This window comes from Thiocystis violacea (assembly GCF_016583565.1).
In the GTDB taxonomy this organism is placed as follows: domain Bacteria; phylum Pseudomonadota; class Gammaproteobacteria; order Chromatiales; family Chromatiaceae; genus Thiorhodococcus; species Thiorhodococcus violaceus_A.
The window spans coordinates 1-18,741 of record NZ_NRRF01000076.1; the positions used below are offsets into that span (position 1 = coordinate 1).

At 66.1% G+C, this 18,741-nt stretch carries 17 protein-coding genes and 1 pseudogene; 6 read left to right on the forward strand and 12 right to left on the reverse strand.

Annotated elements, in window-relative coordinates; all coding sequences use genetic code 11:
- The 5 genes and pseudogenes from CKO23_RS26960 to CKO23_RS20430 form a co-directional block, all read left to right on the forward strand.
- Positions 1 to 124 (forward strand): annotated as a pseudogene (locus CKO23_RS26960) (IS1595 family transposase); the annotation flags it as partial.
- A gap of 271 nt (positions 125 to 395) precedes the next feature.
- On the forward strand, positions 396 to 740 hold the full coding sequence (locus CKO23_RS20415) for a PepSY domain-containing protein (protein ID WP_200334234.1): 345 nt from the start codon (positions 396 to 398) through the stop codon (positions 738 to 740).
- Between the two features lie 110 nt (positions 741 to 850).
- On the forward strand, positions 851 to 1,609 hold the full coding sequence (locus CKO23_RS20420) for a COG4705 family protein (RefSeq protein ID WP_200334236.1): 759 nt from the start codon (positions 851 to 853) through the stop codon (positions 1,607 to 1,609).
- A gap of 45 nt (positions 1,610 to 1,654) precedes the next feature.
- Positions 1,655 to 2,317: a response regulator gene (locus CKO23_RS20425; protein ID WP_200334238.1), complete on the forward strand. Its 663-nt coding sequence runs from the start codon at positions 1,655 to 1,657 to the stop codon at positions 2,315 to 2,317.
- Positions 2,314 to 3,630 carry a sensor histidine kinase gene (locus tag CKO23_RS20430; protein WP_200334240.1) on the forward strand — a complete coding sequence of 439 codons (1,317 nt, stop codon included), beginning with the start codon at positions 2,314 to 2,316 and terminating at the stop codon, positions 3,628 to 3,630. The genes CKO23_RS20425 and CKO23_RS20430 overlap by 4 nt, the downstream gene beginning before the upstream one ends.
- Before the next feature lie 56 nt (positions 3,631 to 3,686).
- On the opposite strand, the gene CKO23_RS20435 is transcribed toward CKO23_RS20430, so the two are convergent.
- From CKO23_RS20435 to CKO23_RS20455, 5 genes are all read right to left on the reverse strand, one after another.
- A complete protein-coding gene (locus tag CKO23_RS20435) occupies positions 3,687 to 4,664 on the reverse strand; it encodes a hypothetical protein (protein ID WP_207168634.1) in 978 nt (325 codons plus the stop codon).
- A gap of 275 nt (positions 4,665 to 4,939) precedes the next feature.
- A complete protein-coding gene (gene arsS / locus CKO23_RS20440) occupies positions 4,940 to 5,905 on the reverse strand; it encodes an arsenosugar biosynthesis radical SAM (seleno)protein ArsS (protein ID WP_200334246.1) in 966 nt (321 codons plus the stop codon).
- A 98-nt stretch (positions 5,906 to 6,003) separates the two neighbouring features.
- The gene (locus CKO23_RS20445; RefSeq protein WP_200334248.1) at positions 6,004 to 6,384 is read right to left on the reverse strand and encodes a hypothetical protein; all 381 of its coding nucleotides are present in this window, start codon (positions 6,382 to 6,384) and stop codon (positions 6,004 to 6,006) included.
- Between the two features lie 42 nt (positions 6,385 to 6,426).
- The gene (locus tag CKO23_RS20450) at positions 6,427 to 7,206 is read right to left on the reverse strand and encodes a sterol desaturase family protein (protein ID WP_200334249.1); all 780 of its coding nucleotides are present in this window, start codon (positions 7,204 to 7,206) and stop codon (positions 6,427 to 6,429) included.
- The gene (locus CKO23_RS20455) at positions 7,203 to 8,012 is read right to left on the reverse strand and encodes a TIGR04283 family arsenosugar biosynthesis glycosyltransferase (protein ID WP_200334251.1); all 810 of its coding nucleotides are present in this window, start codon (positions 8,010 to 8,012) and stop codon (positions 7,203 to 7,205) included. Before CKO23_RS20455 ends, CKO23_RS20450 begins: the two co-directional genes overlap by 4 nt.
- A gap of 239 nt (positions 8,013 to 8,251) precedes the next feature.
- On the opposite strand from CKO23_RS20455, the gene CKO23_RS20460 reads away from it, so the two are divergent.
- Complete coding sequence (locus CKO23_RS20460) at positions 8,252 to 9,490, forward strand: VWA domain-containing protein (RefSeq protein WP_200334253.1); 1,239 nt, start codon at positions 8,252 to 8,254, stop codon at positions 9,488 to 9,490.
- Between the two features lie 164 nt (positions 9,491 to 9,654).
- On the opposite strand, the gene CKO23_RS20465 is transcribed toward CKO23_RS20460, so the two are convergent.
- From CKO23_RS20465 to CKO23_RS20495, 7 genes are all read right to left on the reverse strand, one after another.
- Positions 9,655 to 11,892, reverse strand: coding sequence for a TonB-dependent receptor (locus tag CKO23_RS20465; protein ID WP_200334259.1), 2,238 nt, complete (start codon positions 11,890 to 11,892; stop codon positions 9,655 to 9,657).
- Between the two features lie 57 nt (positions 11,893 to 11,949).
- Positions 11,950 to 12,825 (reverse strand): substrate-binding domain-containing protein, encoded by an 876-nt coding sequence (locus CKO23_RS20470; RefSeq protein ID WP_200334260.1) that lies wholly within the window; start codon positions 12,823 to 12,825, stop codon positions 11,950 to 11,952.
- A 2-nt stretch (positions 12,826 to 12,827) separates the two neighbouring features.
- Positions 12,828 to 15,080, reverse strand: a complete 2,253-nt coding sequence (locus tag CKO23_RS20475; RefSeq protein ID WP_200334263.1) for a TonB-dependent receptor — start codon at positions 15,078 to 15,080, stop codon at positions 12,828 to 12,830.
- A gap of 42 nt (positions 15,081 to 15,122) precedes the next feature.
- On the reverse strand, positions 15,123 to 16,172 hold the full coding sequence (locus tag CKO23_RS20480; RefSeq protein WP_200334273.1) for an ABC transporter substrate-binding protein: 1,050 nt from the start codon (positions 16,170 to 16,172) through the stop codon (positions 15,123 to 15,125).
- Positions 16,173 to 16,235: 63 nt separating this feature from the next.
- Complete coding sequence (locus CKO23_RS20485; protein WP_200334275.1) at positions 16,236 to 17,114, reverse strand: energy transducer TonB; 879 nt, start codon at positions 17,112 to 17,114, stop codon at positions 16,236 to 16,238.
- On the reverse strand, positions 17,111 to 17,506 hold the full coding sequence (locus CKO23_RS20490; protein WP_242482605.1) for an ExbD/TolR family protein: 396 nt from the start codon (positions 17,504 to 17,506) through the stop codon (positions 17,111 to 17,113). Before CKO23_RS20490 ends, CKO23_RS20485 begins: the two co-directional genes overlap by 4 nt.
- Positions 17,503 to 18,159 (reverse strand): MotA/TolQ/ExbB proton channel family protein, encoded by a 657-nt coding sequence (locus CKO23_RS20495; RefSeq protein WP_200334277.1) that lies wholly within the window; start codon positions 18,157 to 18,159, stop codon positions 17,503 to 17,505. The genes CKO23_RS20490 and CKO23_RS20495 overlap by 4 nt, the downstream gene beginning before the upstream one ends.
- Between the last annotated feature and the right edge of the window lie 582 nt (positions 18,160 to 18,741).

The following is an 18,741-nucleotide window of genomic DNA, read 5'->3' on the forward strand; positions in this document are numbered from 1 at the left end:
TGCCAGCTACCTGAACGAGTTCGTGTTCCGCTTCAACCGCCGGCGGTCCCGCAGCCGTGGGATGGTGTTCTACCGGGTACTCGAACTCGCGATTGCGAACGAGCCTGTGCGCTACAAGGAACTCGCACTGACCCAGCGACCCCGAACAGTACTCCCCACCCCGCCGAGGGCAAATGGCCACCCGCCAAGCCTCGACCTCCCTCCCGCAAACCGTCCGTGGAGGAACTCCGGTTAAGTGGAGAGCCCAGAACAACCTATTGGATCCTTTTTAGGGCCGATTTTGAACTCCGAAACGTGAGCTCGAAAAGACCGAACTGCTAAGTCTCAGCTAATTCTGGCCGGCTATCGTCACTCTCACGCGACGATCCGCGTGATTCAAACCAGGAGTGATGACCATGAACAGCAAGCTCTCTTACACCGCAGCCCTGACCACCCTGTGCCTGGCCGGCTTCGGCGGCGCCTACGCGGCCGGCAGCGACCAGAACGACGCGCTTGGAATCAAGGATGCCGGGATCAGTCTCACGCAGGCCATCAGCGCCGCCGAGCAGCATGTCGGCGGGAAGGCCGCCAGCGCCGAGTACGAGCACGAGGATGGCCGCTGGATCTTCGAAGTCGAGGTCGTCAAGGGAACCGAGGTCATGGATGTCGAGGTCGACCCCGCGAGCGGGCAGGTGCTCCGCGCCGTGAGCGACAAGGCGGATGAGGCGGATCGCGAGGCTGGCGAAAAGGCGGACGACTGAGCTTCGAGCGCAAGCGCCTGGGGCCGAGCAAGCGCCCCAGGCGCCCGAGCCATCCAGCACGATCCATTCCGCCATGCGACGCCTGCCAAGGCGCACGGGATTCCCACATCATGAAGAGCCACCATGAAACCGCCCTGAGCAAAGTCCCCGAGGTCACCTTGCTCTTCTGGGCCATCAAGATCGCCGCCACCACGCTCGGCGAGACCGGCGGCGACGCCGTCTCCATGTCCATGAATCTCGGCTACCTCTGGGGGACCCTCATCTTCGCCGGCGTCTTCCTGGTCGCCGTCGCCGCGCAGATCAAGGCCAAGGGCTTCCACCCTTGGCTCTATTGGACGACCATCATCGCCACGACCACGGTCGGCACCACCCTGGCCGACTTCGCCGACCGCTCGCTGGGCATCGGCTATGCGGGAGGCAGCGCGCTGCTCCTGCTGCTGCTGATCGCCTCGCTGGCACTCTGGTATCGGACGCTCGGAACCCTGGCGGTCGACTCGATCAGCACGCCCAAGGCAGAGCTGTTCTACTGGATGACCATCATGTTCTCGCAGACGCTCGGCACCGCGCTGGGCGATTGGACGGCGGATACCGCGGGTCTCGGCTATGACGGCGGCGCGCTGGTCTTCGGTGCCATGCTGGCGCTGCTGGTGCTTGCCTACTACAGGACCCAGATCTCCAGAACCTTACTGTTTTGGCTCGCCTTCATTCTCACCCGCCCCCTGGGCGCGGTGCTGGGAGACCTGCTCGATAAACCCTTGGCCGACGGTGGATTGGCGTTAAGCCGCTACTCGGCATCAGTGGCCTTGATCGTCTTCATCGGGGCCTGTCTCCTGCTGTTCCAGCATCGGGCGGCCGAGAAGGCGCACTGACAGCCAGGCCGGATAGGATCTGGCGCTGACACCAAGGAGCACGCGATGCGCATTCTATTGGTCGAGGACGACCCCATGATCGGCGAGGCGGTCTCGGTCGCCCTCAAGGACGCCGCCTATGCCGTCGACTGGGTGCGGGACGGCGCCACGGCGGACAGCGTGCTGCGCGATGGCGATCACCAGGCCGTCCTGCTCGATCTGGGCCTGCCCAAGCGTGACGGTCTGGAGGTGCTGCGCCGCCTGCGCCAGGACGGGAATCCCCTCCCGGTCGTTATCATCACCGCGCGCGACGCGGTGGAGGACCGCGTGCGGGGTCTCGACCTCGGCGCCGACGACTATCTGGTCAAACCCTTCGACGTCACGGAACTGCTCGCGCGGCTGCGGGCCGTGATCCGCCGCCAGGGCGGGCAGGCGGCGCCGCTGCTCGGCAATGGCCGGGTGAGCCTGAATCCGGCGAGCGGCGAGGCTGGCAATGGCGAGATCTCGGCGACACTGAGCGCCCGTGAGCGCGCGCTGCTGCAGACGCTGCTGCTGCATCCCGGCCGCATCTTCAGCCGCGCCGAGCTGGAGACGCACCTCTACGGCTGGGGCCAGGAGGTCGAGAGCAACGCCATCGACTTCCTCATCCATGCCATCCGCAAGAAGCTCGGCGCGGATGTCATCAAGAACGTGCGTGGCGCCGGGTGGCTGGTGGAGCGTCCGCGATGAACCGATCATTGCAGTTGCGACTGATCCTGATGTTGGGCAGCGCCATCCTGCTGACGGCCCTGGCGGCCGGATTGGCCGTCTTCGTCTTGATCTATCACGAAGTGGGCGAGATGCACGATGATCTGTTACGCCAGGTGGCCGTGCTTGCGGACACCCAAGGTGCGCTCCATGCCAATCAGTCTGGCTCGGCCGGATCCCACCTGGCGGATGACGAGACGCGTATCCGCCTCATCCGGTTGCCCGGCGATCCGCGTCCGGCTTGGCTGCCCGAGCGTCTCGCCCCTGGCTTCCATCGGCTCGAGACAGGGGCCGAGCCGCTGCGCGTCTTCGTGCACGAGGACGCAGGTTCCGGAAAGCGCCTGATCGTCGCCCAGCCGACCGAGGAAGGCGACGAGATCGCGCTCGACAGTGCCCGGCATACCCTGGTGCCCCTGCTCATCCTGCTGCCGGTCATGGGCTGGCTGATCGTGCGCATCGTGCGGCATGCGCTGGCGCCCATCGCCGACCTCGCCAGACACCTCGACGCGCAGCCAGCCGACCGACCCGGCTCGATGAGTACGGCCCAGGTCCCGCAGGAGATCCGCCCCTTCATCCAGGCGATCAACCGTCTGCTCGAACGGGTCGCCGACCTGATTCAACAACAGCGCCGATTCATCGCCGACGCCGCGCACGAGATCCGCAGCCCGCTCACGGCGCTCTCGGTGCAGGCCCAGAACCTCGGCCAGGCCCAGACGCTGGAGGCCGCGCAGGAGCGACTGCGCCCCCTGCAGGCGGGGATCGAGCGCGCGCGCAAGCTCACCGAGCAGTTGCTGAGCTTGGCGCGCCTGCAGAGCGGCACGCAACCGGCGCAAGACGTCGAGGTTGCGGCGCTCGCCCGCGAGCTGATCGGCGAGTATTGGCCGCTGGCAGAGGCCAAGGGGATCGATCTGGGCCTGGAGGAGCGCGCCTCGGTGCACCTGCGCACCTCAGCCGAGAGCTTGCGGCTGGTGCTGCGCAACGGACTCGACAACGCGCTCAAGTATGGTCGCGAAGGAGGCGAGGTTACGCTGAGGATCGATGCCGACTCCAGGTCCGTCATCATCGACGTGCTCGACGACGGACCTGGGATCCCCGCCGCCGAGCGCGCCCGGGTTCTGGAACCATTCTTCCGCCTGCAACAGGGGCATGGCGATGGGAGTGGGCTTGGACTGAGCATCGCCCGCGAGGCAGCCGCCCGGCTCGGCGGCGACCTGGCGCTCGAGGCACGCAGCGACGGACCGGGATTGCGGTTTCGCTATCGGCAGCCGCGTCCGTCGTCACCCGACGTGCTGTGAGCAACCTCGGTCCATGACCCGCTTCCAGCGGTTTACGCCTGCTCTCGAAGCGCTTTCTATCGGATTCTCAGTGACGAGCGCCGAAACCGACGAACGGAGAAAGCCTTGCCGGTCGCGTCCACAGGTTTCGTCATTTGCCACTTGGGACAACCATAGTAATCGATCTCGCGCTGTCGGCTCGGATACCGACCGCAATTGAAATAGCGCCAGTAAAATGCGTTATAGCCGACGCACTGCCGCGTCTGTTCATCAAGGACAGGACAAATGACGTCGCCGCTCTGTTGACAGCAACGCGCACAGGAGCCGCACGAATTGCCGTGTTCCCAATGCACGTTGAGTTGCACGGCGCCGTCCGGCGGTTCGCTGAAAGGCGGACTCGTCAACGGGACGCTGAACATGAAGGCTCCGTGACCGCGAAGGATCAAGCCGAGCACGTGATACCCGTGCCCGTACAAACGCAAGCCCCGCCGCCAGTGACGCCAAAAACGCCAGTCACCGAAAAACCACCAGGTGATCGCCGGCGCCAGCAGTGGTCCGGCAACAATCGTCGCCAGACTTATCCCCACCCCGCCATAGAACAACAACCGCGCAGCCGCCCAGCGTATGCGAAGTTGGATTCGATCATGAGGTTGGGTTTGATCATGAGGTTGGGTTTGATCATGAGGTTGGATTTGATCATGAGGTTGCGTTTTCTCATGAGATTGGCGAAACGGAATGATCGGTGGGAGCGACACCCTCGGCGCGAACGGCACCCGGTCGCGTCGAGGAGCCGCTCCCACCAATGCCGCTCCCGCCGACGGATCGGCATCCGCTCGACGGGCGTTGGATCTTGTCATGGGTTCTGTCATCAGAGTCTCGTACAGGTCATCGGGCTCGTAGGCAATGTTGGGCACGTTCAGTCGCGCGACTAAGCTGGGACTATCAAGATAGTCGCGGGCGCGGAGCTTGAACAGCGGGAAGACGAGGTCGAGGCAGCAGGCCGTCGCATGGGCAACGTCCGCGCTCGGCGCTTGAGACTCGCCGCGCCGCTGCACGGACGTGCCCATCCTGCAAGGCACTGAGCTGGGATGATGGGCACGCCCCTCGACCCTCGCGCTCCGAACGAAGCTCATCGCGCGGGCGCCATCCTACGCGCTCAATGCGACAGCTATGTTGTTTTTCGGAAATCGCCTCGATCGAGACCGGCTGTTGTTGATCTCGTACATCCTTGCCGCTGACGCCCTCCCGACGACGGGCATCGCTCACGCGACAGCCGAGCGGATGGGCCGCCGAATGACCAAAGCCAAGCTCCGGTGACGGGGCACGTCGGTCAGCTCGCCAGGGCGCCCGAGCAGCTCGAGCCCTGACCCGCCGTACAGCCATAGCAATGGTCGGCGACCTGGATCGGCAGACCGGACAGACGGCTCAGATCCAGATCGCGGAGATGAACCGGAGAACCACCGTCCGTCAGCAGCGGCAGGTCGAGCATCTGATTGAAGTCGCAATCATAGACCCGACCGCGCCAGTCCACGCTGATGAGGTCACGGCACATGACCGCATCGAGATTGTCCACGCAGTGGGCCGACTTCAAAAGGGCAAGATAGGCGTCGAACTGACCCTTCGAGATGAGGGTACTGCCGAAACGCTGGATCGGCATGTTCGTCAGGGTGTAGAGCCGATCGAAGCGGATCCCGAACGTCTCGGCCAGGCGCGCTCGGTAGGCCGCCTCCAGACCCGATTGCTCGGGCGGCAATTCCGGACCCTGCGGGTTGTAGATGAGGTTCAGCACCAGGCCAGAGTCGCCCCGACCGTAACCCAGCGCGTTCAGACGCTTGAGCCCGGCGAGACTCGCATCGAACACGCCCTTGCCGCGTTGCGCATCGACATTCTCGCGCAGATAACAGGGCAGCGAGGCGATGAGCTCGACGCCTTGAGCGGCCAGGAATTCAGCCAGATCCTCCTGACCCGGTTCGACCAGGATCGTCAGATTGCAGCGGTCGATGACCCGCACCCGCAACGCCCGAGCGGCGGTCACGAGGTGGCGGAAATCCGGGTGGAGCTCGGGCGCCCCGCCGGTCAGATCCAGGGTCGTGATCCCGCCGCTCGCCAGACACTCGATGAGGGTTTCGATGGTCGCGCGCTCCATCTGCTCGGTCCGGTTCGGCCCCGCCGCCACGTGACAATGCTGGCAGGACAGATTGCAGCGGTAACCCAAATTGGCCTGGAGCGTCGTCAAGCGACCGCGCCGGATCGCGGGAAAATCACTGTCGCGTAAACGCGGGAGTGTGGGGTGCATGATTGGGATCGTCCGTTTCGCTGTGAGAAGTCAAAGAGGGCCGCGGGCCTGGGCGTCGACCAGACCCCGCCCCGCATCCGGCGCCGGGTCCTTGACCGTCACGCGCCGCCGGGCTCGGCCGCATCCAGATCACCGACCAGCCGCATGAGTTCGTCCAGGTCCGCGCACTGGCTCAAACGCTCCGCATCGAGACAGACGACAGGCCGGTCATCGACCAGACGCAGCACCGCGGGCAGCGCAATCCGCGCCTCCGGGAATCGGGCCTGGAATTCGTCCCGGTGCAGAAACCGGCAGTCGGCGTTCAGACTGGCGAGAAAGTCGCGCCAGACGCCCCGCTCGCCAAACCAACCATAGGTCACCTTGCAGAGCGCACACGCATAGGTCTCGGGCGAGAGGATCTTGTGCGCCGCATCGGCCAGACCGTTGAAGAGGCCGGTGTCGGCGTTGTAGACGAAGAGCCATGTCGGTCGTTCGGTCATCGGCGCAAGCCCCAGGCGTTGGACATCGGGTTTCGCCGCGCGCTATCCATCTGACGGCTCGCGAACGAATGGGATGGCCATCAAGCGCAGCGGCCCCTGCCACCGCTCGGTCACGAAACTGCCGGTGCCGAAGCGGATCGAGCGGGTGTCCGCGCGCAGGCGGAAGGATCCGAAGAGCCGGTCCCAGAACGAGAAGATCGTCCCGTAGTTGGAATCCGTCTCGGCGCGGATCACCGAATGGTGCACGCGGTGCATGGACGGCGGGACGATGAGGCGTCGCAGCCCCTGATCGATCCGCTCCGGAACGGCCAGATTGCTGTGATGGAAGAGGATCACCGCGATCATCAGGGTCTTGTAGAGGACGAAGTCATCGAACTGCATGCCGATGGCGAGCAGCACCGGCAGGTTCGCGAGGGTCGAGAGCAGGATCTCGCCCGGATGAAAGCGTAGCGCCGTCGTGCAGTCCATGGCGGTATCCGTGTGATGGACGCGATGGAAGCGCCAGAGAACGGGGATCTCGTGGTTGGCGCGGTGCCAGGCGTACATCCAGAGGTCGAAGAGCAGGATGCTCAGGAGCGCGCCGTCGAGGCTCCCGAGCCCGAGCAGATGGCAGAGACCCCAGCCCGCTTCGTCGCCGAAGCGAAAGGTGGCGAGCAGCAGCGGCGCAAGCAGGACACCCAGCGCGCCGCTCGCGATCGCCAGACCCAGATTCCTGGAGGCATGGACGAGCCGCCGCTCGCGCCCGAGATAGAAGGGCAGGAAGCCCTCGAGCGCGAAGAGCGTCACCAGTACGCCAAGACCCACCCAGAGGTCGCTGCTCATGTGTCACCGCCCGGCGCGACCGGGTCGGATTGTCGCTCACGCAGCGGACGCTCGCCCGGTCGCGTCTCAGCCGGTCGAGGATCCTCCGAACGCCGCGCGCCGGCTTGGCGTTCGTAGCGGGCCGCGAGTCGTTCGGGCGCGGCGCCGAGCAGAAACCGCGCCATCAGGAGACCGTTGGCAAGCTGCTGACGCAGCATGCCATTGGCGAGAAAACGGCTGGCAGAGGTAGTCACCGCGCCACGCAGCTTCGTGATGCGTCCGACCCGGCGCACCCGCCGTGCCAGTTCGACGTCCTCGAACAGCGGCCAGTCGGGGAATCCCCCGATGGCAGCGAAACGGTCACGCCGGATGGTCATCGCCTGATCGCCGAAGGTCGTCAGCAGCGACTCGAACCGCGAGCACCAGGAGTAGACCCCAAGCAGCCAGTGGCGCTGGTCGAAGCGCAGCCGAAAACAGGCCAGATCGGTGCGAGGATCGCTGAAGGCAGACTGGATGAGCGACGCCGCATCCGCCGGCAGCTCGGTGTCGTCATGCAGGAACATCAGCAGATCGCCCGCCGCGGCCTGGGCGCCGCGGTTGCACTGGGTCCCGCGCCCACGCGTGGCCCGCAGCAGCCGAACGCGCGCCGGCAGATCGGCCGGCGACCCAGCGGGGGGCAGATCGTCCGGTTCGACACAGATGATCTCGGCATCCGGCAAACAGGCCGCCGCCCGCGTGGCGCATTCACGCACGCCAGGATCGAAGCGGCGAGTCGGGATGATGATGGAGAGGGTCGGCACGAGAGACTTCCAGGTCGGAGACGCCATGGCCGTTAGATGGTCATCCGGTCGGCGCGATCAAACCCCGTGACCCACAAGCAGAATGGCACTGACCGGGTCACTGAGCTGGCTCCAGTCTTTGGCGGAGCGGCTTGAGGGCGAATCGGGGTCTGCGTCCGGCCGAGTGGCCGGCAATCCAGGCCAGAGCTGGAATCCGCGCCTTTGAGCGCCCCATATTGGCTGGACAATTCACGTCAGGCTTGAGTTTCGCTTCTTGGAGATCGCCCATGCACCTTAACCGCGGTCAGCGTTTGCCGCTCTCGGATCTTGGTCCTGGAACCAGGTTTCATGTCAGGATCGAGCTTCGTGGCCTCAGGGCGGATCCCTCCTGTTTCGGGCTGGATGCCAATGGCAGGCTCGCGGATGAGCGCTACATGGTGTTCTTCAATCAGCCTGAGTCACCCTGTCGCGGCCTTCGCCTGTCCAGCTCGACGGACTCAGTCAGCGCGTTCGATCTGGCACTCGATCGCCTACCACGCACGATTGAACGCCTGGTCTTCGTCGCCGCGATCGATGGTCAGGGCAGCATGCGTCAGTTGACGAACGGCCGCGTGGCGCTGCGCCAAGATGAGGGCGAAGTCGCCACATTCGCGTTTCAGGGCAGCGATTTCGACCAAGAGCGCGCCCTGATGCTGATCGAGCTCTATCGCAAAGCGGGGATCTGGCGACTCGCCATCAGCGGCCAGGGGTTCAATGGCGGGCTCGATGCGCTCGTGCGCCATTTCGGCGGCGAGGTGGCGAATGAGGTCGCCGCGCCGCCAGCGGCTGTGTCGCTGGAGAAGCGCATCGCGCGGGAAGCCCCGCACCTGCTCAGCTTGGCCAAGAAGGCCGCCGTGAGCCTGGAAAAGCAGGGGCTTCAAACGACGGTGGCGCGCGTTGGCCTGGTTCTGGATGCCAGTGGCTCGATGCGTCGGCAGTACAAGAGCGGACGCGTTCAGGAGCTGCTGGATCGCGTGCTGCCGTTGGCCCTGCACTTCGACAACGATGGCCAACTCGATGTCTGGGCCTTCGATCGCGTGGCAAAACCCCTTCCGCCGGCCACGACGCGCAACATCCAGGGCTATGTGGACACCGCCAATGGCGGTTGGAAACGCTGGTATGGCGGCGCGAACGACGAGCCCGCGGTCATGCGCGCCGTCATCGATGCCTATCGGCGCGAACCGAAGGCGCCACCAGCCTATGTGCTGTTCGTGAGCGACGGCGGCGTCCATCAGAATCGCGAGATCAAGGCGCTGATGACCGAGGCCGCTCACCACCCGATCTTCTGGCAGTTCATGGGCCTCGGCGGACGCAACTACGGCATCTTGGAGCGTCTCGACACCATGGCGGGACGGATCGTCGACAACTGCGGATTCTTCGCCATCGACGATCTCCACAGCCTGACCGAGGAGCAGCTCTATGACCGGATGCTGCAAGAGTTCCCCGCGTGGCTAAGAAACGCAGGCGCCAAAGGCATCATCCGCTGACCCGATTCATGCGAGCGCAGGCGCGCCGACTCACTGCAGCGTGTCCAAGCTATCGCGCGGGCTCGACTGAGCCCGCGCTTGCCTGAGCTTCGCTGTCGGATCGTCATCGCACCGGCCGCGCCGATCCCCTCGGACGGCGATGGCCGCTCGAGCGCCCGGGACCGTCAGAAGTTGGCGGACAACGACAGCGCCAGGGTGCGTGGCGCGCCGGAGTAGTAGTCGATGCTGCCGGGACGCGCATCGTCCTGGCCGACGTCGATGGTGCCGATGTAGTCGGCATCGAAGAGGTTGATCAGCGAGAGTCCGACCTCCAGTGACTGGAGCGCGCCGACCTGCCCGATGCGGTAGGCGGCATTGAGATCGACGGTGGCATAGGCGTCGACCGACTCCTGGTTGGCGGCATCGCCGTAGCGGCGGCCGACATAGCGGGCGATCGGGGTCAGACTCCAGTTGCCGGCGCGGTACTCGGCGCCGAGCTTGGCGAGCCACTCGGGGGCATCGGGAACCTGATTGCCCTCGGTCTCCAGCACGCTGGCGCTGGCGGCGCGGATGTCGTCATCCAGCCGATTGATGTTCCATGAGAGGCTGCCGAGCAGGGTCCAGTGGGCATCGATGCCCCAGCTCGCCTCCAGCTCGGCGCCGTAGGCGGTGGCCTCGACGCCGCTCTGCAGGTAGGAGACGCCGACCGCCGGGTCGTAGGCCGTGACCTGCTTGTCCCGCAGCCGGCTGTAGAAGAGGGTCGGCGTCAGCGTCAAACCGCCCTGGCGCCACTGGAGCCCCAGCTCGGCGGTATCCGATGTTTCGAGCGCCAGATCGTCCCAGAGCGTCTGCAAGGCGATCCCGGCCTTCTGAAACGCCTTCTGATTGCTCATGTAGACGCTGTAGAGCGGCCCCATCCAGGGGTTGCCGACGGTGCGGCCATAGGCGGCCTTGAGATCGAGCGATGAGGTCAGCACGAAGCGGGTGCTCAGCGTCGGCAGCCACTCCTCGAGTGTGGTCGCCTCCGTGCTGAGACTGGTCTTGACAGCCGGATTCAGGTCCAGGGCGGCGTCATGGCTCACGTCCGGGAGTCCCGTCCCGTCATAGCTGGTGATGCCGGGGATGCGGAAGCTCAGGTAGCGCAGACCCAGGCTGTAGCGCCAACGACCCTGCTCGCCCTGGAGCTGGAGGTAGGGGCTCTCGTAGGCGCGCGCGCCCATGTCGGCGAGGATGCCCCATTTGGAGAAGACCAGCTGGCCCTTCTGATCGAGGTTGTAGATCTTCTGGCTCATGGGCGGCGGCATGCTGGTGACGCGGTGGCTCCAGTAGCCGAGCGTCAGGGTCTGATCGGCCGCGACCTCGGCGACTAGCTCGGCGGTGGCGCCGTACTGCTCCTGGTCGATGTCGACGACGGTGACGGTACCGGTCTTACCGACGCGGCGTTGGCCCTCGCTCGAGAGCCAGTAGGGGTTGACGCGCAGTTGCAGGGTCTCGCTCAGGTCCCAGTGCAGGCGGGCGAGCAGGTTGTCCTCCTCGAAGTGCTGGGTGTTGTAGGCGTAGTAGTCGCTGTCTTGGGTCGCGACGCCGGTCAGCTCGGCGTTGTATCCCAGGTCGCGATAGGTATCGAGGTCCTGGCTCTGGTCATAGGTCAGCGGCCGGTACTCGTCACGGTGGAAGCGGTTGTGCGCGGCATAGAGTTCCAGTCCCCCGCGCTCGCCGAGCTCTTGAGTGACGCCGGCATTGAGGGTGTCGCGCGACTGATCGCCCGGCCCGCGCCACTGGTCGCTCTCGGCCGAGGAACCAGAGAGGAAGAGACGCGACCCGCCGTTGAAAGTACCCGTGTCCAGACGGGCGAAGACCTTGTGGAAATCATCGCCGCCCACGGCGACCCGGGTGCGCACACCGGGCTCCGCCCTTGGCGCCAGAATGCTCAGATCCAGACTGCCGGCCAGGTTACCCATGCCGAAGCCGACGTTGGCCGGTTGCGGACCGCGCCAGAGGGTCACGCCCTCCAGGTTCTCCAGGTCGAAGAGATTGCCCACCCCGCCGCGACCGGCGCTGACGGACGAGGGCGTGCCGTTCACCGTCACGGCCAGGTTGCTGTAGCTGTAGGCCGAGATGCCGCGCACCCGCATGAAGTTCTGGTCGGTGCTCAAGCCGTAGGCATCCAGCCCGGAAAGGTTGACCGAGGGCATGAGGTCCAGGGCGCGATAGGGATTGACCTGGGCCGGACCGCCGAGCGTGGCGATCCCGTCGCGGTCGACGCGCGAGGCGGAGTAGTCCTGGCCCGCCAGCGGCGCGACCGAGGGCGTCGGAGCGGCCGTGACCTCGACGGCGGGCAGCTTGGTGTCGGCCGCAACCGCCCCGGGAACCAGGGCTAGCGCCGGGCAGAGGAGCATGAGCAGAGAGGGATCGCGAGACATGGTGATGAAAGGTTCCTTGAACAGGGGAAGACGGCTCGTTGCGACGCGACCAGACACTTAGTCTGGATCAGGCGCGGGCTGTGGCAACGGGAAGATCCAGGGGCCTGGCCGCTGGGGTGTCGCGGCCGCCTGATTGGCGGCGACGAGCCCGGCCTGCCCGTCCGGGCTCACCAGGTAGTCGGCAAGCCGATGGGCCGCCGCCCGGCGTACGGCATCCGCCGGATGAGCCGGCCCGGGCTCGAGCGCCACGTAGGTGCGGCGCATCGCCGGGTCGTCCGCGAGCAGAACCTGGTAGCCCGGATTGGGCATGCGCCCGAAGACGAGCGGGATGTGGCCAACGACCACATAGGCCCGCTGCCGGGCCGCGGCCTCCAGCACGCGCTGGGGCGGCCAGGCGTTGTCCGGGAGCTGTTGTCTGGCGCCGGGACGAACGCCGCTCGCTCGCCACAGGCGTTGGACGATGGCGAAGCTGCCGGGGTCGCGAAAGCCCATCAGTGGCGCGTCGGCCGCCGCGATGCGGCGCAGGGCGTCGGCGCCGTCGCTGGCCTGGCGCACGCCGGCGGGATCGTCCGGCGGACCGGCGATGATGTGCTGGTTCTGTGCCCAGGCGCGCGGCGGCGCCACCAGGCCGCGGGCCAGCAGGTCGAAGGTCTCGTCGCTGCCGTGGATCAGCAGCAGGTCTGCCTCGCCGTGTTCGAAGCGCGGCAGAACCTGCTGCTTGGGGGCATTGGCGACGGTGTCGATGTGCAGCCCGGTGGCGGCCTCGGCGCGCCGGGCCAGCTGGGGCCAGACACCGCAGAGAGTCAGGCCGCCGACCACGGCGACGCGGACCTCGCCGGTGGGGGCCGGCGCCTGCTCCCCCAGCGCGACCCCGGCCCATCCGGAGAGCCACAGGGCCAGAGGCAGCAGCCTCAAGACAGGTCGTGGCTTCATGGTCAGAACCTTGCCGCGAGGCCAAGATAGAGCGAGCGAGGCGCCCCGTACTGATAGCTGGAGCCGTTGCCGGTCACGCCGTTGAGCGCGGCGGTGTAGTTGGCGATGGCATCGTCGGCGGCGCTGACCGGCCCGATGTACTCCGCGTCGAAGAGGTTCAGCACTTGAAGCGACAGGGTCAGGGCCTTGGTCAGCTTGTAGTGGGCCGAGGCGTCGACCAGGGTGACCGCATCCACCCATTCCTCGTTGAGCACATCACCGTAGCGCTCGCCGATGTAGCGCGCATCCACGCCTGCCCCCCAGGCCGGCTGCGCGTAGTGCAGACCCAGCTTGAGCATCTGCTCTGGGGTGTCCACCACCTGCTTACCCTCGGTGGCGATGGTGGCGGTCGAGGAGAGCGCCAGATTCTCCAGGTAGTTGAAGCGGTTCCAGCTGTAGTTGCCGGTCAGCGTCCAGGCCGAGGTGATGCGCCAAGTCCCCTCCAGCTCGATGCCATAGCGCTCGGCATCGGCGACGTTCCATGGGTAGCGGACGCCGATGCTTGGGTCGTAGATGGTGGACTGCTTGTTGGCGTGTCGGGCATAGAAGCCGGTCAGGCCGAGCGACCAGTCGTCACGCGCATGGATCAGCCCGAGGTCGATGTTGTTGGCGGTCTCCAGCTCCAGCCGATCCCAGAGCGACTGGAGACTGACGCCCTTGCTCGCGAACAGCGACTTCTGGGCGTAGTAATAGGGGAAGAGATTGACATCCAGGCCGTAGCTGCGCCCCAGGCGCGTGAAGACGCTGCTAGCTTCGTCCAGACGCCAGGTCAGCCCCAGGTAGGGCAGCCACTCGTTGAAGGTCTTGGCGTCCACCGAGGCCATGGCATCGACGCCGCCGACCGCCCGTGCCGTGTCGGCATCCGTCAGCGTGGCGGCGGTGCCGGTCGCGTTGTAGGCCGTCATGGCGCCCAGACGCAGGTCCACGAAGCGCAAGCCCGCCTCGACGCTCAGGCGGTCGAATTCCCCGAGATAGCTCAGGAAGGGCGAGATCAGCGCGTGCGAATCGTTGTCCGCCAGTATCTGCCAGCCGTCGAAGACCAGCCCGGAGGACGTCACCTTGTATTTCTTCTGGGTGGACGGCGGACCGGGTGGCTCCTGGCTCTGGACCCAGAGACCGGGCGTGAGGCGCTGACCGGGCGTGAGCTGCCAATCCAGCTTTGTCAGCACCCCGAGGTTGTCGTGATCGATCATCCAGTCGATGACGCGGCTCTTGGTCGCGTCCTTGGCGTTGATCGAGCTGAACCAGTAATCGCCCGACTCGGTCAGGTAGTAGGGCTTAATCGAGAGTTCGACCCCCTGCGCCAGTCGCGCGTGCAGATTGGCGTAGACGAAACGGTCGATGAAGGACTGGCGGTTGTAGCCGTAGTAGTCGATCGTGGTCGGGTCGCTGGACCAGTCGCGCCCGTAGTTGGAGAAGTCGCTCGCGAGCGCGTAGCTGAAGAAGCGGTAGTTGTCGCGCTCGTCCTGGTTGTAGCCGGCGTAGAGCTCGGCGCCCCAGGCGTCGCCGCCATCCAGGGCCAGGCCGGCGAAGAGGTTCTGGCGCTCGAAATCGCCCTCGCCCTTCCACTTGTCAGCCGCGCTGTCGCTCCCGGAGATGAACCCGGAAAAGATCCCCTGACGTCCCGTGTCCTGGCGCAGGAAGACGCGTCTGAAGTCGTCGCTGCCGCCCTCGACATGGGCCTCGGTCGCCAGTGTCGACTCCGGTGCCCGCGTCATGAGGTCGATCTTGCCCGGCAGGTTGCTGAAGCCGAGCGATTTCTCGACCGGCGCCGCGCCGCGATAGAGATCGATCGCGGAGACGTTCTCCATGTCCAGGATGCCCTTGCTACCGCCCGGATTGACGGTGATGGGCAGGTCGTCGATGTTGCGCGAAGAGGCGGGGCCAGACTGGCCGACGCCGCGGATCTTGATGGTCTCGTGGAAGCCGACCTCGGTCAGACCATAGGGATCGGCGCTCTGGAAGTTGACCGAGGGCGCGTCCGCGACGGCTTTGAAGGGCGAACTCGCCGCTGGCCCGGCGGCCTCGCGCAGGGCTTGGGCATCGAGGTGCGTGAGGGTCGCGGTCGCGCCAAGGTCGGGCAGGGCCGACTCATCGGCGGTGACCGTCACCATCGGCAGCTCGGGGGCCGTTTCGGCCAGGGCGCCGACGGTCGGCGCCGACAGGAGGATCGGCAGGCAGAGGCGCAGGCGTCCCGGATTCTTGTTTCGGCTCATTTTCGTTATCTCATACTGCATATAACGGTGGGCGAAAGGCGATCAGCCTGCGCCGAGAATCGCCTGGACGTCGACGACGTCCGGCTTCACACCCAGGAAGAGGGCGTAGAAGGCGCGCACTTCCTGCTGTGCATCCCAGGGGAAGCGCTCCGGATAGAGCCGGTTGGCGAGCCACTGCATCGCCAGCGCACGCATAAAGGACGGCGGACGCCCGAGCCAATTGAAGGGGGTGCTCGGCGCCAGATAGACCTGCCCCTCGCGCACCGCGCGCAGCTCGCCCCAGGCCGTGTCTGTCTTGACGGTCGCGAAGAATTTGGGGTGGTCGGTGAGGATCACGTCCGGGTCGAGTCCCTTGATCTGTTCCAACGTCATCGGATCGCGCCCGCACATGGCCTTGGTCTCGCAGTCCATGACGTTCATCCCGCCCGCCAGGGCGATGACCTCGGCGTGGAAGGAGTCCGCGCACTCGGTCAGCAACCCCTCTGGCCCTTGCGCAAGATAGACGCGCTTGCGCTCGCCCTCGGGCACCGCTCCGACGGCCTGCTCCACGCGGGCCATGGCGGTGCGGATCGCGCCGGCCAGCTCGGCCGCCCTACCCTCCTCGCCGAGCGCCCGGCCAACCAGCTCAAGCGCGGCGGGATAGTCGGCAAGGTGCGCGAGGTGGACGAAGAGCCCGGGCGTGCCAAGAACCTGGAAGGTCTCCTCGACCCGCTCGGCGTCGATGAAGGGCATGTCCCAGGCGATGCTGAGCTGGGGATGGGTCTTGGCCAGCAGCTCCGGGTTGGGCGGCGGACCCTCGCCGGTGTAGCGTCCGACGATCAGCAGATCCTTGACCGCCGGGGAGACGTAGACCGCGTCCTCGGGCTTGAAGGGGAAGTTGAGGCTGACGAGCTTGTCGGGGGCAATGGCATAGATCAGCGGCACCACCGGGGGGGCGGCGGCGAAGACCCGGTCGATCTGATCGGGCACCTGGACAGTGCGGCCGGTCATGTCGGTGAGCTCGGCAGCTTGGACCGAGAGGCCGACGAGCATGAGGGCGGTGGCGAGCCGAGTGCGACGGGTGCGGAGTGAGGCTCGGGGATGGTTCTGCATGGAGAGACTTCCTTTTTTGAGACAAGAACTCGTGTTTAGAGGCTTGATGGGTCTTGCCGCGCTCTACCCATCTGACGACTGATTCAACTTGAAGCGGATCGGCATCTGCACCCAGGCGCTGATCGGCTGTCCGTTCTGGCGCGCGGGCTTGAAGCGCGAGCGCCGCACCGCGCGAACGGCGGCCTGGTCCAGACTGGAGACGCCCGAGGAGCGGGCGATCCGGACCTCGCTGGCCCGGCCCGTGGTGCTCACCAGCACGCGCAGATGCACAGTGCCCTCCTGACGCTGACGGCGCGCCGCATCCGGGTAACTGGGACTGGGGTTGCTGAGGTAGGCCGCGGGTGAGCTGCTCCCGCTGCTGGCCGCGCCCTTCCCCGCGAACCTGTTCTGACTGCCCGTGCCTGTACCTATGCCCGCAGCCGAGGCAGTCGCTCGCGAACCCTGGTCGCCCGTGCGATGCGCGGGCTTGGACGGCGTCTTCGGCACGGGTTTGGGCTGCGTCTTCGGCTTGGGCTTGGGCTTGGGCGTCGGCTTCGGCTTCGGTTTTGGCTTGGCCTGTGGTCTCGGCGAGGACACTGGCTTGGGTTTGGACTTGAGTGGCTCGACGGCGACCGGCGCCGGCACCGGGTCGGGCGCACGCACGGGGATCGGCATTGGCGGCACGGGCGCGACTGGCTCCGGCTCGGGGGCTGGCGGCTCCGGCTCGATCTCCGGCTCGGACGCCGCGACATCCGACGGGTCGCCCGACGTGCTGAGCGCGGCGGAATCGGCCAACGCGGGAGCGGACACCAAACTCACTTCGATCGGGGCCGCGAGCGGCTCCAGCGCGCGCGGCTGCGGCCACCGGGAGAGACCGGCGAGCAGCGCCGCCTCGGCGCTCAGCGCGATGAGCGCGGCTCCCCACAGCGGCAGGCTCGGCAGGGGCGCCTCGGTGCGTGTCATGCGCCGGGCTCCCGGGTCGCGATCCCGATCCGCGTGATGCCGGCCAAGCGGCAGGCATCCATCACCGCGACCAGGTCACTGAGTGCGGCCGCCTCTGCGCCGGCGATGATCACGGAGGTCTCGGTGCCGCGCTCGCGCAAGAGCGCGCCGAGCTGCTCCAGGGTCAGGATCTGCTGGTCGACGCCAATCATCCCGGCGGCATCCAGGCCGATGACGATCTGGGACGACTCCAGCCGCTCGGCGCTGCTGCTCGACGGCAAGCGGCTGCCGATACCCGTGGCCGGGATCATGTTGAGCGTGACCATGATGAAGAACACCAGTAGAAAGAACATGATGTCGATCATGGGCACGATCTCGATGCGTGCCTTACGCCGTTGCAGATAGCGCATCATTCCACCCCCACGCCCCTGGCCTGCCCCAGTTGCGTCGCCTCCGGCTGGCCGAAGCGGTTGAGCAGCATCACTTTGAGGGTGTCGAGCTGGTGCACCGCGAGACGCACCCGCTCGTTGAGTCCGTTGAAGAAGACCAAGCCGATGACCGCGATCAGCAGCCCGGCGGCGGTCGCGACCAGAGCCTCGGCCACGCCGCCGGTCACGGCATTGGGCGCGGCGCCCGGCTCGGCGAGCACCTGGAAGGCGTGGAACATGCCGATGATGGTTCCGAGCAGCCCGAGCAGTGGGGCCAGGGTTACCGTGGTATCCAGCACCCAGAGCCGCCGGTCCAGCAGCGGGACATGGCGCAGGATCACCTCGTCGAGCCGGCTGGCCAGCCCTTGCTCCGCGTCGGAAGCTGCGTCCAGCGCGGTCTCCAGCAAGGCGCCATGCAGGTGCCGGGCCTGGGTCTCGCGGATCCAAGCAAGCCCATCGCGATCGTGCGCCGCCAGGGATGCCAAGGCTCGCGCGAGCGCCTCGCCATGGCGCGTCACGCTGCGCAGCACCCAGGAGCGCTCGGCGATGACCGTTAGCGCCAGCGTCAGCAGGCCCAGCATCAGGTAGAGGACTCCGCCCGACTGATTGGCGAGTTGGAGCAGGTAGGGCACATTCATGTCGTGATCCAGATCGTCGTTTTGAGTGAGCAATAGCCCATGACGCACCCCTCTGGTCGAAAGGGGTGTCGTGATACCTAGGATGGCTAGAGCGCGATCTCATCAGCCAGCGTACGTGACACGGCCTGGTACGAGCGCACGTTATATTCTATCGAATATAACGATGGGCGAGATCATATCGGCTGCACACTCACAAGCCACATATGATTAAGCATATTTGATGCCTAACTTGAGAACTACAGACCAAGAATCGCTAAAGGCTTGTTCTAAAAAGGCCGAGGTAAACCAACGGGGACGGCATGGGCCGCTTTGAGGGGGCGAATGGAGCAAATACCACGCACCGATATACTTGATTGTATATAACGCTACACGGCCATCGATAGGGTCCGCGCCATCCTCGCGAGGAGCATGAAGGCGCGGACGTCGGCGGGATCAGGCGAGGATGACGCAGGATGGGTTGATGAAGGCGAGCCAGCGGAGGCGCCAGCAGTCCTGGCCGCAGCCCTTCAGCAAGCTCAATCCGCCAAGAAGAGTGCCGCGGCCGCCCGTGGGGCGGACGGAAAGTAGAGGTGCAGATAGCTG

Excerpts from the sequence above, each read along its gene's own strand:
- CKO23_RS20420 (WP_200334236.1), top strand. The coding sequence starts at position 851 with ATGAAGAGCCACCATGAAACCGCCCTGAGCAAAGTCCCCGAGGTCACC.
- CKO23_RS20465 (WP_200334259.1), bottom strand. The coding sequence starts at position 11,892 with ATGTCTCGCGATCCCTCTCTGCTCATGCTCCTCTGCCCGGCGCTAGCC.
- CKO23_RS20490 (WP_242482605.1), bottom strand. The coding sequence starts at position 17,506 with ATGATGCGCTATCTGCAACGGCGTAAGGCACGCATCGAGATCGTGCCC.
- CKO23_RS20495 (WP_200334277.1), bottom strand. The coding sequence starts at position 18,159 with ATGAATGTGCCCTACCTGCTCCAACTCGCCAATCAGTCGGGCGGAGTC.
- CKO23_RS20470 (WP_200334260.1), bottom strand. The coding sequence starts at position 12,825 with ATGAAGCCACGACCTGTCTTGAGGCTGCTGCCTCTGGCCCTGTGGCTC.
- arsS (WP_200334246.1), bottom strand. The coding sequence starts at position 5,905 with ATGCACCCCACACTCCCGCGTTTACGCGACAGTGATTTTCCCGCGATC.
- CKO23_RS20425 (WP_200334238.1), top strand. The coding sequence starts at position 1,655 with ATGCGCATTCTATTGGTCGAGGACGACCCCATGATCGGCGAGGCGGTC.
- CKO23_RS20430 (WP_200334240.1), top strand. The coding sequence starts at position 2,314 with ATGAACCGATCATTGCAGTTGCGACTGATCCTGATGTTGGGCAGCGCC.
- CKO23_RS20455 (WP_200334251.1), bottom strand. The coding sequence starts at position 8,012 with ATGGCGTCTCCGACCTGGAAGTCTCTCGTGCCGACCCTCTCCATCATC.
- CKO23_RS20445 (WP_200334248.1), bottom strand. The coding sequence starts at position 6,384 with ATGACCGAACGACCGACATGGCTCTTCGTCTACAACGCCGACACCGGC.
- CKO23_RS20460 (WP_200334253.1), top strand. The coding sequence starts at position 8,252 with ATGCACCTTAACCGCGGTCAGCGTTTGCCGCTCTCGGATCTTGGTCCT.
- CKO23_RS20480 (WP_200334273.1), bottom strand. The coding sequence starts at position 16,172 with ATGCAGAACCATCCCCGAGCCTCACTCCGCACCCGTCGCACTCGGCTC.
- CKO23_RS20485 (WP_200334275.1), bottom strand. The coding sequence starts at position 17,114 with ATGACACGCACCGAGGCGCCCCTGCCGAGCCTGCCGCTGTGGGGAGCC.
- CKO23_RS20450 (WP_200334249.1), bottom strand. The coding sequence starts at position 7,206 with ATGAGCAGCGACCTCTGGGTGGGTCTTGGCGTACTGGTGACGCTCTTC.
- CKO23_RS20415 (WP_200334234.1), top strand. The coding sequence starts at position 396 with ATGAACAGCAAGCTCTCTTACACCGCAGCCCTGACCACCCTGTGCCTG.
- CKO23_RS20475 (WP_200334263.1), bottom strand. The coding sequence starts at position 15,080 with ATGAGCCGAAACAAGAATCCGGGACGCCTGCGCCTCTGCCTGCCGATC.